Annotated in this window: 14 protein-coding genes; all 14 read right to left on the reverse strand. The window is 64.9% G+C overall.

Annotated features, from left to right (window positions below):
• Positions 1 to 4 precede the first annotated feature (4 nt).
• The gene (locus AKG11_RS17575; protein WP_023514793.1) at positions 5 to 850 is read right to left on the reverse strand and encodes a cupin domain-containing protein; all 846 of its coding nucleotides are present in this window, start codon (positions 848 to 850) and stop codon (positions 5 to 7) included.
• A 28-nt stretch (positions 851 to 878) separates the two neighbouring features.
• Positions 879 to 1445 (reverse strand): TetR/AcrR family transcriptional regulator, encoded by a 567-nt coding sequence (locus AKG11_RS17580; RefSeq protein ID WP_050744809.1) that lies wholly within the window; start codon positions 1443 to 1445, stop codon positions 879 to 881.
• Between the two features lie 32 nt (positions 1446 to 1477).
• Positions 1478 to 2563 carry a Gfo/Idh/MocA family protein gene (locus AKG11_RS17585; RefSeq protein ID WP_050744810.1) on the reverse strand — a complete coding sequence of 362 codons (1086 nt, stop codon included), beginning with the start codon at positions 2561 to 2563 and terminating at the stop codon, positions 1478 to 1480.
• A 29-nt stretch (positions 2564 to 2592) separates the two neighbouring features.
• Positions 2593 to 3432 (reverse strand): carbohydrate ABC transporter permease, encoded by an 840-nt coding sequence (locus tag AKG11_RS17590; RefSeq protein WP_050744811.1) that lies wholly within the window; start codon positions 3430 to 3432, stop codon positions 2593 to 2595.
• A gap of 1 nt (position 3433) precedes the next feature.
• A complete protein-coding gene (locus tag AKG11_RS17595; RefSeq protein ID WP_050744812.1) occupies positions 3434 to 4342 on the reverse strand; it encodes a carbohydrate ABC transporter permease in 909 nt (302 codons plus the stop codon).
• A 1-nt stretch (position 4343) separates the two neighbouring features.
• A complete protein-coding gene (locus AKG11_RS17600; protein WP_050744813.1) occupies positions 4344 to 5417 on the reverse strand; it encodes an ABC transporter ATP-binding protein in 1074 nt (357 codons plus the stop codon).
• The gene (locus AKG11_RS17605; protein WP_050744814.1) at positions 5414 to 6358 is read right to left on the reverse strand and encodes an ROK family protein; all 945 of its coding nucleotides are present in this window, start codon (positions 6356 to 6358) and stop codon (positions 5414 to 5416) included. The genes AKG11_RS17600 and AKG11_RS17605 overlap by 4 nt, the downstream gene beginning before the upstream one ends.
• Positions 6355 to 7140 (reverse strand): 6-phosphogluconolactonase, encoded by a 786-nt coding sequence (locus AKG11_RS17610; RefSeq protein ID WP_050744815.1) that lies wholly within the window; start codon positions 7138 to 7140, stop codon positions 6355 to 6357. Before AKG11_RS17610 ends, AKG11_RS17605 begins: the two co-directional genes overlap by 4 nt.
• Positions 7137 to 8012, reverse strand: a complete 876-nt coding sequence (locus AKG11_RS17615; RefSeq protein WP_050744816.1) for a sugar phosphate isomerase/epimerase family protein — start codon at positions 8010 to 8012, stop codon at positions 7137 to 7139. Before AKG11_RS17615 ends, AKG11_RS17610 begins: the two co-directional genes overlap by 4 nt.
• Positions 8013 to 8138: 126 nt before the next feature.
• Positions 8139 to 9407 carry an ABC transporter substrate-binding protein gene (locus AKG11_RS17620; RefSeq protein WP_050744817.1) on the reverse strand — a complete coding sequence of 423 codons (1269 nt, stop codon included), beginning with the start codon at positions 9405 to 9407 and terminating at the stop codon, positions 8139 to 8141.
• A gap of 143 nt (positions 9408 to 9550) precedes the next feature.
• Positions 9551 to 10726 carry a glycerate kinase family protein gene (locus AKG11_RS17625; protein WP_050744975.1) on the reverse strand — a complete coding sequence of 392 codons (1176 nt, stop codon included), beginning with the start codon at positions 10724 to 10726 and terminating at the stop codon, positions 9551 to 9553.
• Between the two features lie 145 nt (positions 10727 to 10871).
• Positions 10872 to 12350, reverse strand: coding sequence for an SLC13 family permease (locus AKG11_RS17630; protein WP_245290126.1), 1479 nt, complete (start codon positions 12348 to 12350; stop codon positions 10872 to 10874).
• Positions 12351 to 12384: 34 nt separating this feature from the next.
• On the reverse strand, positions 12385 to 12744 hold the full coding sequence (locus tag AKG11_RS35140; RefSeq protein ID WP_082342475.1) for a hypothetical protein: 360 nt from the start codon (positions 12742 to 12744) through the stop codon (positions 12385 to 12387).
• A gap of 178 nt (positions 12745 to 12922) precedes the next feature.
• Positions 12923 to 13639, reverse strand: coding sequence for a DUF6065 family protein (locus AKG11_RS17640; RefSeq protein ID WP_050744818.1), 717 nt, complete (start codon positions 13637 to 13639; stop codon positions 12923 to 12925).
• Between the last annotated feature and the right edge of the window lie 36 nt (positions 13640 to 13675).

A 13675-nucleotide genomic window follows, 5' to 3' on the forward strand; every position in this document is an offset into this window, starting at 1 on the left:
CAGATCAGAAATCCGGCGCCACGCCGAAGACGAATTCGCAAGGCGTGTGCGACATGTTGAAATACTGGTGGTCGAACCCGGCGGGGATGTAGAAGCCGTCGCGCGGGTTGAGTTCGAACCAGGCCTGGCCCTCGGCATCCGGGATATGGATGTTGAGCACGCCGGAAACGACATACAGGCATTCGTCGCCCTTGTGGCGTTCGATGCGGGTGCGCTTGCCGCCGAGCACCGTCGTCTTGCCGACCGTCAGCTGGTCTGTCGCGCAGTAGAACCCGGTATAGGCGCCTTGCGTTGCGGCATCGAGGCTCCAAAGCATGTCGGCATCGCGCTTGGGATGGATGGTGCGGGCCTTCTCCTGCGCCGCCGCCTCCATTGGCCAGCGACCGAGGAATTCGTCCTGGATGTAGCGGTTTTCCGATAGCAGCGGCTTGGTGCGGGCATAGGGGCCCGACGTGCCCTTGGCCGGCGGCGGGGCAAAGAATTCGAGAACGCGGACCTGCTCCTCGCCGAGATTGAAACCGTGATGCCAGGTGTCCTTACGGAAGAACAGTGCTTCGCCCTGTTTGGCGATGCAGACTTCGCCTGTTTCCGGATTGGCGAGCCCCAGCGTGCCGCTGATCACATAGAGCAGCTCGTCGGCGCCAAAAATAGTGCGGAAGGCATCGGTGTGCTTGAAGCAGCCGCCGGGCTGCATGCCGAAGACGATCTGGTGGATGTTGTCCGTCGAGGCATAGATCCAGTCGTCGACGAGGCCGGCATTCTCCTCGCCCCACAGATGGCGTGTCACGCCGGCATAGGGAATGTGGCTTGGCCGGTCGAAGACGGGGCGGGGGGACGGCTTGTAGCCCATGGAAATCTCCTCTTCATGATATGGAAAGCTAGGGGGCGGCGCCCGCCGGGCGCGTGCGCGCGATCAGCCGGTCGATGACGGCCTGTTTCGTGGCGGGGTCGAGATGCATGACGTTGAACACTTCGGCCATCCACATGCCCTCGATGGCGAGGCGGATGATCGTCGCTTCGACCGGGTCCAGGCCGTCCGCTTCGACGGAAGCCTGGCAACGGATGTTCTGCTGGTGGACGATTTCGAGCAGGTCGGGAAAGTTCGACAGCGCTGCGGTGATGCTGGCGCCGAGACGGTCGTACTGGTCGCCGGTGCTGGCGGCCCCGCCCATGGTGGCCTTCACATAAGCGCGGGTGTAGCGGCCATGCGGTTCCTCGTCCTCACCTTCGAGGCCGGAAAGACCGGTCTCGAAGCGATAGACGAAGCGTTCGACCATGGCGCGCACCAGCGCATCCTTGCTGGCGAAGTGATAGAGGATGCCGCCCTTCGAAAGCCCGGTCACCTCCGCCACCTTGTCGAAAGTGAGCGAGGAAACGCCTTCCTTGACGATGATTTCCTCAGCGGCGCTGAGAATGCGTTCCCGGGCGGTGCCACGTCTTGCCATGTCGAACCTCGATGCTGTTGCTGGTCTTCCCGCTATAGCGACGAACTTTCGCGCAGGCGACCGACGATTTCCGCCATCAAAGCAAGGTCCTGGCGGGAATCGCCGAGTGTCGTCTTCGGCGCTGTGCCGTTCACGAGATGATCGTGGAAGGTGCGCAGTTCGATGGCGAAGGGGTCGGTATAGTTCGGGCCGAAGGTGCGGGTTTCGGTTTCCGTGTCGGTCGAGTCCGTGACCTCCAGCGATGTCGGCAGGTTGCGGATGTACGGCGTGTCATAGCCGAAGCTGAGACGGCGGCGGTCGGAATAGACCTCGATGCGGGCGTCGAAACGCGCGACATTGTCGATCAGCGCCTCGTAGATCGCAGTGAAGTGGCCGTAGTCGAAGAGCGCGACGATCTGCTCGCCGTTCTGCTTGTGATGGGCGGCGATGACCCGGTGCGGCAGGCCGATCAGTTCGCGCATGGCCGAGAGGCTGTGCGAGGAGAGGCCGGTCAGCACCTGGTAGGCGCGCATCAGGCTGGGCGAAGCGTCCTTGCCGGCGACGTCGCGCAGGAGCGCCTCGGTCTCGGCCCGGGACTGCGCGAGGAAGGCGCCGTCGAGATCGCTCGGATAGAAGATGTTGCGCGTCTGGCGGATGAAGAACGGGCCTTCGCAGATGAGGTCGCGCACGCGCACATAGCGCAGCGCCTCCTGCGCCGGCATCATCTCCTTGGCCTTCAGGAAGCTTGCCGAATAGCGCCGCATATAGGCGACGAAGACGAGGCGGCCGGATTTTTCGGCAAGCGGCAGGACGTCGTCGATCTCGCCGAGCGTCAGGCAGGCGGGCTTTTCGAGGAAGACGTCCTTACCGGCCTTCAGCGCCAGGTCGAGATAGTGGCGGTGCGTCTGGTCGGGCGTCAGGATGAAGACGGCGTCGATATCGGATGCCGCGAGCAGCGCTTCGGCGCTCTCATAGGCGCGGGCGCCCGGATAGCGGCCTACGCAGTGCGCGGTGAGGCTCGGCGAGACATCGAAGACGCCGGCGACCTCGAAGAGGTGACGATGATCGGCAAGGATCGGCAGGTGCATGAGCTGGCTCACCTCGCCAAGGCCGATGAGGCCGACACGGACGATACGCATGGAAAAGACCTTTCTGCCCCGGAAGGGGCCTATCCCTTGACCGCCCCGGCCGTGAGGCCGGAAACGATGTATTTCTGGAAGAGCAGTGCCAGCACGATCAGCGGCACGGTGACGATGGTCGACGCGGCCATGATCGCGCCATAGGGGAACTCGTAGCGGCTGGAGCCTGAAATGAGGGCGATGGCCACCGGTACGGTGCGGTTTTCGTCCGTGAGGATAAAGGTCAGCGCGAACAGGAACTCGTTCCACGAGGCGATGAAGGCGAGCAGGCCCGTCGAGATCAGCGCTGGCCCCATCATCGGCAGGAAGATGCAGCGCACGATGCGCAGCGGCGAGCAGCCGTCCATGATGGCGGCCTCCTCGATCTGTCGCGGCAGGCTGCGCATGAAGGTCGTCAGCACCCAGATGTTGAAGGGCAGCGTGAAGATCATGTAGGCGAAGATCAGCGAGCCGAGCGTGTTGTAGAGGCCGAGCCAGCGGATCATCTCGAAGAGGCCTGACAGCAGGGCGATCTGCGGGAACATCGAGACGGCGAGGAAGAGGAACATGATCGGCGAGTGGCCGCGGAAATCGATGCGGCCCAGCGCATAGGCCGCCGCGATTGCCAGCCCCAGCGAGAGCGCCACGACGGAGGCGGCGACGATGAGCGAATTCAGCAGGCTGCGCAGGAACACGCCGTCCGACAGGATCGCCTCGTAATTGTTGAACTTCAGGTCGGGCAGGAAGGTGACGTCGAAGATCGCCTGGCCGGATTTCAGCGAGGAGGCGATCATCCAGTAGAAGGGAAACAGCGTGTAGAGCGCGACCACGGCAAAGAGCGTGTAGATTGCGATGCGATGAAGGCGCCTGCCCGTTGAACTGCGCACCATGTCACACCCCCAGGAGCTTGCGGTTGAGCCGGAAGACGGTCACGTAGATCGCCGTCACCACGGCGATCATCAGGAAGATTGCGGCGCTTGCCGCCGAGCCGACGCCCATGTCCTGGAAATTGACCAGTACCTCGCGGGCGTAGATCGACACGGTCTTGGTGTCGTCGCTGTTCGAGGACAGCACGAAGCTGAGGTCGAACATGCGCAGCGCATCGAGCAGCCGGAACAGCACCGCGACGGCGATGCTGGGCGCAAGCAGCGGCAGGGTGAGCGCGGTGAACTGCCGCCATTCCGACACACCGTCGATCGAGGCGGCCTCGTAGATGCTTTTGGGCAGCATCTGCAGGCCGGCAAGGATGAGCAGCACCATGAAGGGCGTGGTGATCCAGACGTCGACGGCGATGATGACGGGCATCACGAGATCGGGATTGGCCGTCCAGGCGATGCCGTTGTCGATGAGGCCCATGAGCTTCAGCACATGGTTGAGGATGCCGAACTGGTCATGCAGCATCCACTGCCACATGCGCGCGCTGACGACGACGGGGATGGACCAGGGAATGAGGATGACTGCGCGCATGAAGCCGCGGCCGGAAATGTGGGCGTTCAGCAAAAGCGCGATGGCAAGTCCCAGCGCTGTCTCGATGGAGACCGAAATGACGGTGAAATAGAGCGTGTTGCGGACCGACTGCCACCACAGCGGATCCTCGAACAGCGTGAAATAGTTTTCGAGGCCGATATAGTCGTAGATGTCGGGTTCGGTGAGGAAGGCATCGGTGAAGGAGAAGAGGAAGGTCCGCCCGAGCGGCCACAGCGCCACGGCGAAGAGCACGAGGAGGCTCGGTGCGAGGAACAGCCAGGCCGTACGCGCCCGCTTGGCATTGAGGCCGATGCGTATTGCTCCCGTCGCCATGTCACATCCTCCCCGGCTTGATCGTGCACTCTTCCTTGTCGAAGAGATGCGCACGCGCGTGGTTCCAGCCGACGGCGATGGTGGTGCCAGGCCGGATATCCGGCTTGCCCTGTGCCTTGACGACGATCGAACGCCCGTCGCCGACGGTGAGATGGACGAGGGATTCCCCGCCGAGCGGCTCGACGAGCAAGACCTCGGCCTCCAGCGTCGCCTCGCCGCCACCGAGGATCAGGTCTTCCGGGCGGATGCCGAGGCTGACGTAGCCGGCATAGTCATGGGCGGGAAGGCGATAGCTTCTGCCGGATAGCGACAGCACGCTTTCCTCACCTTCCCGCCCCAGCGTTCCCGGGAGGAAATTCATGCGCGGTGAGCCGATGAAACTGGCGACGAAACGGTTGGCCGGACGCTCGTAGAGCTCCATGGGGGTGCCGACCTGCGCGATGCGGCCGTCCTTCAGCACGACGATGCGATCGGCGAGCGTCATTGCCTCCATCTGGTCGTGGGTGACATAGACCGTGGTGGCCTTCACCTCGCGGTGGATGCGGGCAATTTCCACGCGCATCTCCATGCGCAGGTCCGCATCGAGGTTGGAGAGCGGTTCGTCGAACAGGAAGAGCTTCTGCTGGCGCACGAGGGCGCGACCGATGGCGACACGCTGCTGCTGTCCGCCGGAAAGCTGGGCGGGGCGGCGGTCGAGCAGGTGGTCGATCTTGAGGAATTTTGCGGCCTTCGTGACGCGCTCGCGGATTTCGGCGGCGGGAAGTCGGGCGGTTTCCAGGGCGAAGCCGAGATTGCGTTCGACATTCATATGCGGATAGAGCGCGTAGGACTGGAAGACCATGGCGATGTTGCGTTTTGCCGGCGGCGTCTCGTTCATGCGGCTATCAGCGATGCGCAGCTCGCCGTCGGAAATTTCCTCCAACCCCGCGATCATGCGCAGCAGCGTGGACTTGCCGCAGCCCGAGGGGCCGACGAAGACGACGAACTCGCCCTCGGCAATCTCGAGATTAACGCCGTCGATGACCGTCAGCGCGCCGAACCGTTTGACGACATTGATGAGATCTATACCGCTCATGGCCGTTCCATCTTGCTGAGTGTCTTTTTCGCTATTTTTTCGTGCGCCCGGGCTGCCAGCGCTGCCACGCCGATGGCGCAGGCCGTGTCACCGATGAGGCTCGGCACGATCGGCATGTCGCGCGCTCCGTCCGCCCAGATGAACTCGCGCGTCAGTGCGGCAAGCCGCGGCGTCACCTTGGGGTCGCTGCCGATGCCGCCGCCAAGGACGAGCAGGGCGGGGTCGAGCGTGTTGATGAGCTGGCCGAGATAGGAGGCGAGCGAAAGGAGTGCATTGGCGACCATCTCCGCGGCGCGCGGGTCCGTCGCCTCGGCTTCGAAAAGCGCCAGTGCGGAGGCATCCGGGCGCCCGGTGATCGCACCATAGCGCTCGCCGAGAGCCTTGCCGCCGGCAAAAAGTTCCAGATTGTGCCGCACCGCGCGGCCCTCACCGTCAAAGGCGACGATATCGCTGCCGGAGAAATGGATGGCGAAGCCGCGGGCGCCTTCATAGGGCGTGCCGCCGATGACCAGCGAATGGGAGAGGCCGGTGGAGATGGTGGCGTAGACGAAGGGATCGACGCCCCTGCCGGCGCCCATCCAGCCCTCGGCGAAGGCGGCGGCGCGCACGTCGCTGTCGATGTGCAAGGGGGCGACGGCGCCAAGCCGGGTGCGGTAGTCGAGGCCGCGCCAGTCGAAATTCCAGGCAGAGGCCGGCTCGCCGTCCCGTGTCACGAGTTCCGGCAGGCAGATGCCGAGGGCCGCGATGTCGAGGGGCTGCCCGCGTGCGCGATCCTGCATGGTTGCCGCGAGGTGGCAGACGAGATCGAGCACCGCGCTGCCGCCGTCCTGGCAGGGCGTCGCCTCGGTGCGCTCGGCGACGACCGCGCCGTCCGAAAGCCTGACGATGCAGGCCTTCGTCTTGGTGCCGCCGACATCGACCCCGATCGCGTGCCGTGTCATGGTTGCGCTCCGGCGGCCGTATCGGCGTGGAGCTCGCCGTTCCGGCACTCGGCGAGAATGGTCGCCGGCCAGGACGGATCGTAGGCTTCTGCGCCCGAAAGGCGGCGGAAGGCCTCGCGCTTGCCGTCACCCCAGACGATCATCGCGACGGCCTTGGACAGCGCGGCGATGGAGCCGATGCCGATAGTGAGGCCGTGGGTCGGCACGTCCTCGATACCGCGGAATTCCGGGAAGGTCGCAAGATTGTCGCGCCGCGTCTGCTCGGCGAGCGTGACGATGCGGGTGCGGCTCTCGCGGGCGGAGCCGGGTGGGTTGAAGGCGATATGGCCGTCGCCGGCGCCGGAGGCGAGCAGGAACAGGTCGATGCCGCCGAGAGCTGCGAGCATGCCGTCATAGGCTTCCGGCTCGGCGATGGCAGGCATGTGGAAGTTTGCCTCCGGCATGCGCAGGCCGTCCGGCAGCGCCCGGTTGATGCGACCGACGATCTCCCGTTCGCCGAAGCCGCGGCAGGAGTAGTGCACGCTGGCGGCTGGAGGAAAGAGGCCGGCGCCACCGGGCAGCAGATATTCGTCCATCATCGCGATGACGAGATGCGAACAATCGACGGGCGCGGCGGCGAGCTGGCGCTCCAGCGCCTGATAGACCGGCATCGGGCTTCGCCCGCCCGGGCAGCCGAGCACATAAGGTCGCCCGGCGGCATTGGCGGCACGGATCTCCGCGAGGATGCGGGCGGCGAGATGCGCGCCGATTGCCTCGGGCGTGTCGTGGATCAGGGTCTTCATCGGCCGCTCCGTCCCGCAAGCAGGGTCGAGACGAAGGTGAAGTTGCGCGTGGCGATCGCCTCCGGCGTCTCGGGGTGTTTCGGCGCAAGATCCTGTTCGACGACCAGCGGGCCGTCATAGCCGCTCGCCAGCAGCGTCTCGAGAAAATCGGCGATGTCGACGGCGCCGCGGTCGAGATCCGTCATGATGCCGTCCTCGAAGGCGCGGTCGCAATGGATGTTCTCCGCCAGCACCCTGTCGCGGAAGGCGCCGTCGACATTCTTGAGATGGATGGCATTGATGCGTGCCGTGTGCCGCAGGAAGAACGCCTTCGGATCGGCTTTCCAATAGGCGTGGTGGCCGGTATCGAGGCAGAGGCCGACGAGATCGGGATCGGTCTCCGCAAGAAGCCGATCGATCTGGTCCTCATGTTCGACGCAGGTGCCGACATGCGGGTGGAAGCTGAACCGCAGACCGTAGTCCCGCACGATCCGGGCGGAGAGTAGGGTCAGTTCGACGACGGTGCGCCAGCCGGCCTCGTCGACAATACCCATCTGGTCCTTCGGGTAGAATTCGGATTCATCCATCAGGATGAAATGTGTGCCACCGACGGCCGTGAGCAGAGAGCAGATCTGATGCGTCCGTTCCGCAAGGGCGTCCGCGGTCCCCGCATCCGCCAGCGTGTGGACATGGGCCGCTGCGACCACGGAGAGGCCGCGGCTGGTCAGCTCGCGTGATAGCACTGCGGGATCGGTGGAGAAGTAGCCGTAGGGGCCGAGTTCGGTATGCCGGTATCCGGCCGCGACGATGCGGTCGAGATAATCGGTCCAGCCGAGGTCGTTGCCGGTGGGCCAATAGACGCCCCAGCAGCACGGTGCGATCGCGATATTCACTGTCTTTTCCTTGGGTTTCCCGGAGCGTTTCGACTGTTCTTCGAACCGCCGAAACGCTCGGGCTTCTGTTTCGCGCAACTCCGGACCAAAGGCGCTATGCTGTCCTTCCGGAATTGCCCACGGCGGTTACCAGCCGCGCTTCTTCAGCCGTTCCAGGTCGCTGCTCACCTTCGCGAGCGCGTCTCCGGCGCTTTCCTTGCCGCTCAGAACGTTGTGAACGCCGTTGAAGATGCGCTGCGAGACGCGGTTGTACGAGGCGCCCGTGACCTGCGACGGCCGCGAGGCGCTTTCCGCATAGGCCTTTTCGGCAAAGCGTAGCGAGGGGTTCTTTTCCAGGATTTCCGTATCCTGGTAGAGCGCCTTCAGCGTCGGGCTGTAGCCCTGCAGGGCGCGGCGCTTCTGTTCCTTGGCGTTGGTGAGGTATTGTACCAGACTGACGGCCGCATCGACATCGTCGGCATATTTCGAGACGCCGAGAAGGCCGGCACCGTAGCAGCCGCTGGATTTCTCGCCTTCCGCGCCGACCGGCAGCGCCATCACGCCGACCTTGCCGAGCAGCGACGAGCCTTCCGCCTGGCTGGTTCCCCAGACATAGCCCCAGTTGCGGTGGAAGATGGAATTGCCCGCCTCGAAGACGCCGCGCGAACCTTCCTCGTCATAGTTGAGCACGCCTTCCGGGCTGATGCCGCCGATCCAGGTGCGGGCGAGTTCCAGCGCTTCGATGGCCTTCGGATTGTTCGCGGTGATCTCGCCGTCCGGCGAGATGAAGGTGCCGCCGCCATAGGAGGCGACCCATTCGAGCGCGTCGCAGGTCAAGCCTTCATAGGCGCGGCCCTGCCAGACGTAGCCCCACATGTCCTTGTTGCCGGCGGTGCGTTCCTGTTCCTGGACGGACTTTGCCGTCTCGGTCAGTTCCGCCCAGGTCTTCGGCTCGGCCTTGCCGTATTTTCCGAGCAGGTCCTTGCGGTAGAACATCAGGCCGGCATCGACGAACCACGGCATGGCGAGCAGCTTGCCCTCGATGGTGCTGTCGGCGAGCGCAGCCTCGAAATGTCCCGAAAGCTCCTCTGCCGACACCTTTTCCTTGAGATCGACCAGATGCGAGGCGAGTGCGCCGACCCAGATGTTGTCGAGCGTCAGAACGTCGATGTCGCCCGATTTGCCGGCGAGAAGCTGCTGGTAGAGCGGCAGGGCCTCGCCCCAGTTCGCCGGCATCTTGTTGATCTTGACCGTGTTGCCGGTCTCTTTTGCCCAGGCCTCGGAGGCCGATTGGCAGAGTTCGAGTTCGGCCCCGGCCGAGCTGCAGAAGATCGACACTTCCGCCGCTGCCGCAGAGCCACCCCACAGGACGGCGCCGATGAGCGCCGTCGTTCTCAGAAATCCATCCCGCTGCACTGTGTTTCCTCCCACACCGCGTTAAGCACGAGAAATTACTATACCGTCTGGTCGGTAAAGTAAAGCGGGCGGAATGCCCCTTTGCGAAGAGTGTGGACAATGTCAGGATACTCTCGGTGCGGTCCCGTGGTGCGTCTCCAGCGTCATGCGGCCCTGTCGAGGCGATCGCGCAGGCTCATGCCGACCATCACCATGCGCGCGGCATCTTCCGCCGCCCGGGCCAGGAGCTTCGGGGCGCCGGAAATTGCGTCTTCCAACGAGCAGGGGCGGCTGAGGATGGAGGCGAAGGCATCGATGCCGTGCTCGAAATTGAGCCGTACACCCTTGCCGAGCGTGCCGGCGAGCGCGATGACGGGCACGCCCATCTGCTTTGCCCGGTGGGCCACCTCGGCCGGCACCTTGCCGAAAGGCGTCTGCCCGTCGAGGCTGCCTTCCGCGGTGATGACGAGGTCAGCGGTCGCCATGAAGCGATCGAGTTCCAGATATTGCATGACGATGTCGTAGCGGGGATGCAGCCTTCCGCCGAGAAGGCCGAGCACCGCTGCGCCTAGCCCGCCGGAAGCGCCGGCACCGGGCGCCGTGCCGACCTCGATGCCGGTCGTGCGCTGGATGGCGCCGGCATAGATCTCCATCGCGCTTGCAAGCACCTCGACTTGCGCCGGAGTTGCGCCCTTCTGCGGACCGAAGACCCGGGCGACGCCACGCTCGCCGAGCAGCAGGTTGTGCCAGTTGACGGCCGCGTCGATGCGCACGCGGTCGAGGCGCGGGTCGCGGCTGGCCATGTCGATGGCGGCGAGGCGGGCGAGGGCTGCTCCGCCGCGGGGGAGGGGCGCGCCCGTATCGTCGAGCAGCCGGATGCCGAGCGCCTCGGCCATGCCCGCGCCGCCATCGTTGATGCCGCTGTCGCCGCAACCGAGCAGGATACGGCGGGCGCCGCGGTCGAGTGCGGCGCGCACCAGTTCGCCGACGCCGTAGCTTGTGGTGAGGCAGGGGTTGCGCCGGTCGCGCGGCACGAGGCTGAGACCCGCGGCCGCGGCCATCTCGATGACGGCGGTCGGCTCGCTGCAACCGCCGAGGAAGCCAAAATGGGCCTCGACCGGTTCACCGATCGGACCGGTCACCGAGAGGTTATGCAGCGTGCCGCCGGTCGCCTTGACGAGCGCCCTGGTGAAGCCTTCCCCGCCATCGGCCATCGGTGCCTTCAGGATGGTGGCGTTCGGGAAGGCGCGGTGCACGCCCGTTGCGATGCAATCGGCTGCCTCATCCGCCGACAGGCTTTCCTTGAAACCGGAAGGGGCGACAAGAACCGTGAAAGACATGGAGCGTTCCTTTTCTGCTGTGACAACCATGTGACAGGGGAGGAACGGGCGCGCGCGCGGTCTATTCCATCGGGTCGAAAAAAATTAGTCGGCTAAATAAAAAAAGGCCGCCAATGGCGGCCTTTTTCCCTCGTGTTGCGCTTGTTTAGCGCAGCGGTACACCCTGCAAGGGCCAGATCAGCGTTGCGAAGACGACGAGCAGTCCGACGAACGGCACGATCAGAATGGCGGCGAGGCGGAAGAGGTCGACCTGGCCGAAGGCCGGCGGATCCATGCCGCCGAAGAGCGCCACGGGCTTTGCCGACACCATCAGCGTCTGGCAGAAGCCGCTCGCCAGCGTGACGACCATGACGAGAGCGACGGGATCGGCGCCAAGGGCGGCGAGCGGCAGGGCGAGGGCGGGAATGAGCACTGTCGCCCGCGCCGTGCGGGAGGTGATGACGAGATGCGACAGCGTCGCGGCAATTGCCGCGAAGGCGATGACGAGGGCGGGCCAGGCCGCGATACCCTTGCCGGCAAGTCCGACCACCCGCTCGGCGAGCACGGCCGCCGTTCCGGTCTCGAGCAGCGCCTCGCCGATGACGAGCGTGCCGGCGAGGAACAGCAGGAGGTTCCATTCGACGCCCTTCAGCGCGGCCTTCAGGGAAAGGCCAGAAATGCGCTCGGTCGTCAGCAGCAGGGCGGTGGCAATGCCGATCAGCGCCATGCCGATGCCGTGGAGCTGCTGCGTTGCAAAAAGGAGGACCATTGCCGCGGCGATGGCGAGCACCGTCCACTGGCGCCGTGTCATGCGGGTAGGTGACGCTTCCGCGGCAGGGTGGGCAAGCGCCATGCTGCGCTCTTCGGGGCTCAGGAAGAGACGCAGCAGCGCCGCGCAGGCGATCAGCGAGCAGAGGAGGGAGAACGGGCCGGCGAGCGCGAGCCAGCCGAGGAAGTCGGGGCTTTCGCCACCCGTCTTCTTCATCATGTCGGTAGCGACGAGATGGGCGCCCGCGCCGATAAGCGATGCGCCGGCGGACAGCAGGATGACGGAGGGAAAGAGCAGCGCCAATGCACGGTTCACCCGCCCGTTGCCGATGGCCGCCGACAGGCCGAGATAGACCGGTGCCAGCATGGCGGCGCGCGCCGAGGTGGAGGGAATGACGAAGGCGGTGGCGAAGATGAGGAGCGTCAGCGTCCAGAACAGGCTCTGCACGGTGTTGAGCCGGGCGAGCAGGCGCGCGATGACCTGTTCGACCACGCCGACCTGCCGCAGCACACCGGCAACGACGAAGGCCGCCAGCATCAGCCAGACGATATCGTTGCCGAGCGAGCGGTAAAGCACGTCCTCGTCGATGGCGCCGACGGCCGCCAGCACGGCCGCGCCGGCCAGCGCCACCGGCGTATCCGGCAGATCGAGAATAGTCCAGGCGGTGATTGCGGCGACGAAGACCGCAAGGGTCAGCCGCATAGGCAGCGTCAGGCCGTCGATCGCCAGGAAGATCAGCATGGCGCTGAAGGCGAGCACGATCGCCGCGACGATCTGCTTGACGCGGGCGAGCGGGACGGTGGCTTGCGAAACCGGGGACGGTTCCCCACGCCGGGCGGCGTGGGGTGCGGGCGGGGCGATTGCATAAAGGGCCAAGATCTGCCCTCCTTTCGGTCTTTCAGGCGGGGTCTCAATCGTCGTCGGACGAAGAGTTCGACGAGGAGTTCGAGCTCGAATCGCTCGAGGAGTTGGAAGAGCTGTTCGAGGAGGAATTGCTCGACGAATTGGAACTCGAATTGGAGTTGGAGTTCCGCGAGGAATTCGACGAGCTGTTGGAGCTGCTGTTGGAGCTGCTGTTGGAATTGCGGTTGGAACTCCAGCTGCCCCGGCGGTCGTCGTCCCGGTCACGATAGGCGCGACTGTGGTGCGCCTTGTTGCTGCGCGTCATCTTCTGCAGGAACCGCTGGACCGGATCGTCCGCGACGGCAGGGGCCGGCGCTGCCGCACCGACCACGAGGAAGGTGCCGAGGATTGCGATGAGTTTCTTCATGGCATGTCTCCTTTGAATGACAGCCTTGCCGGCTGCAAAGGAGGAACGGCGGGATAGGGTGTCTATTCCCAAAAAAACGAAATATTTTTCAATTGCATAGATCGTTTTTTCGTCCATGCGGCATCGCCGCCGCTGCATGCGCAACGGCGGTGAAAGGGCAGTTTTCGTCTTCTGCGGGCTATCGCTGTGCGCGTGCGAACTTGCGGTACCAGCCGTCGGCAGCGAGTGTCTTGCGTAGGATCGTCTTGCGGACCGTGCCCTCCGCCTCGCACTCGGCGCGGATGTCAGCGTCGAGGTCGGAGGTTTCGCGGCGGAAGGGGATGACCTGTACGAGGGGCGTGCCGCGTTCGAGCACATGCAGGCCGTCCTCGCCGGTGGCGAAGAAGGGGAAGTGGATTTCCGACTGGTAGGTATCGGTGTCGACGACGCCGGCCACGACCTCGAAGACGCCGTTCGCCCGGTTAAGCGGCGGCACGAAGAGGCAGCTCCAGCCCGGCGGCGTGCGGATGGTCCAGTAGTTGTGGAACTTGCAGGGCGGCAGGGGCTCGCGCGGATTGCCGGCGACCTGGTGGCTCGCATGGTTGCTGACCAGCGTGCGATCGAAATCCCAGCCGCAATCCACGGTCCTGCCGCCATCGGATATCTCCATGCGGACCGTGCCGGAAAGCCCGATCACCCATCCCGCCGCCATGGCGTCGAGAAAGGGCATGCAACGTTTCACCGTCAGGCCGCTGTTCGTCGGAGAGACATGGGCGGCATCGACGGGTGGCAGCTTGCGGAACCAGTCGGGCAGGGCCGTCTTGGCGCGCACCGGGGCGGGGATGACACCCTCGTCCTCCTTGCTGCAGAGGAAGGTCAGCCGGGGCTGCGGTTTCTTCAGAAGGGCGAGTGCCATCGCTGTTCTCCTCATCGTTCGATTGAAGGAGGAACG

Origin of the sequence: Shinella sp. SUS2 (genome assembly GCF_001262505.1) — a bacterium.
GTDB lineage: Bacteria > Pseudomonadota > Alphaproteobacteria > Rhizobiales > Rhizobiaceae > Shinella.

Excerpts from the sequence above, each read along its gene's own strand:
- AKG11_RS17575 (WP_023514793.1), bottom strand. The coding sequence starts at position 850 with ATGGGCTACAAGCCGTCCCCCCGCCCCGTCTTCGACCGGCCAAGCCAC.
- AKG11_RS17580 (WP_050744809.1), bottom strand. The coding sequence starts at position 1,445 with ATGGCAAGACGTGGCACCGCCCGGGAACGCATTCTCAGCGCCGCTGAG.
- AKG11_RS17585 (WP_050744810.1), bottom strand. The coding sequence starts at position 2,563 with ATGCGTATCGTCCGTGTCGGCCTCATCGGCCTTGGCGAGGTGAGCCAG.
- AKG11_RS17590 (WP_050744811.1), bottom strand. The coding sequence starts at position 3,432 with ATGGTGCGCAGTTCAACGGGCAGGCGCCTTCATCGCATCGCAATCTAC.
- AKG11_RS17595 (WP_050744812.1), bottom strand. The coding sequence starts at position 4,342 with ATGGCGACGGGAGCAATACGCATCGGCCTCAATGCCAAGCGGGCGCGT.
- AKG11_RS17600 (WP_050744813.1), bottom strand. The coding sequence starts at position 5,417 with ATGAGCGGTATAGATCTCATCAATGTCGTCAAACGGTTCGGCGCGCTG.
- AKG11_RS17605 (WP_050744814.1), bottom strand. The coding sequence starts at position 6,358 with ATGACACGGCACGCGATCGGGGTCGATGTCGGCGGCACCAAGACGAAG.
- AKG11_RS17610 (WP_050744815.1), bottom strand. The coding sequence starts at position 7,140 with ATGAAGACCCTGATCCACGACACGCCCGAGGCAATCGGCGCGCATCTC.
- AKG11_RS17625 (WP_050744975.1), bottom strand. The coding sequence starts at position 10,726 with ATGTCTTTCACGGTTCTTGTCGCCCCTTCCGGTTTCAAGGAAAGCCTG.
- AKG11_RS35140 (WP_082342475.1), bottom strand. The coding sequence starts at position 12,744 with ATGAAGAAACTCATCGCAATCCTCGGCACCTTCCTCGTGGTCGGTGCG.
- AKG11_RS17640 (WP_050744818.1), bottom strand. The coding sequence starts at position 13,639 with ATGGCACTCGCCCTTCTGAAGAAACCGCAGCCCCGGCTGACCTTCCTC.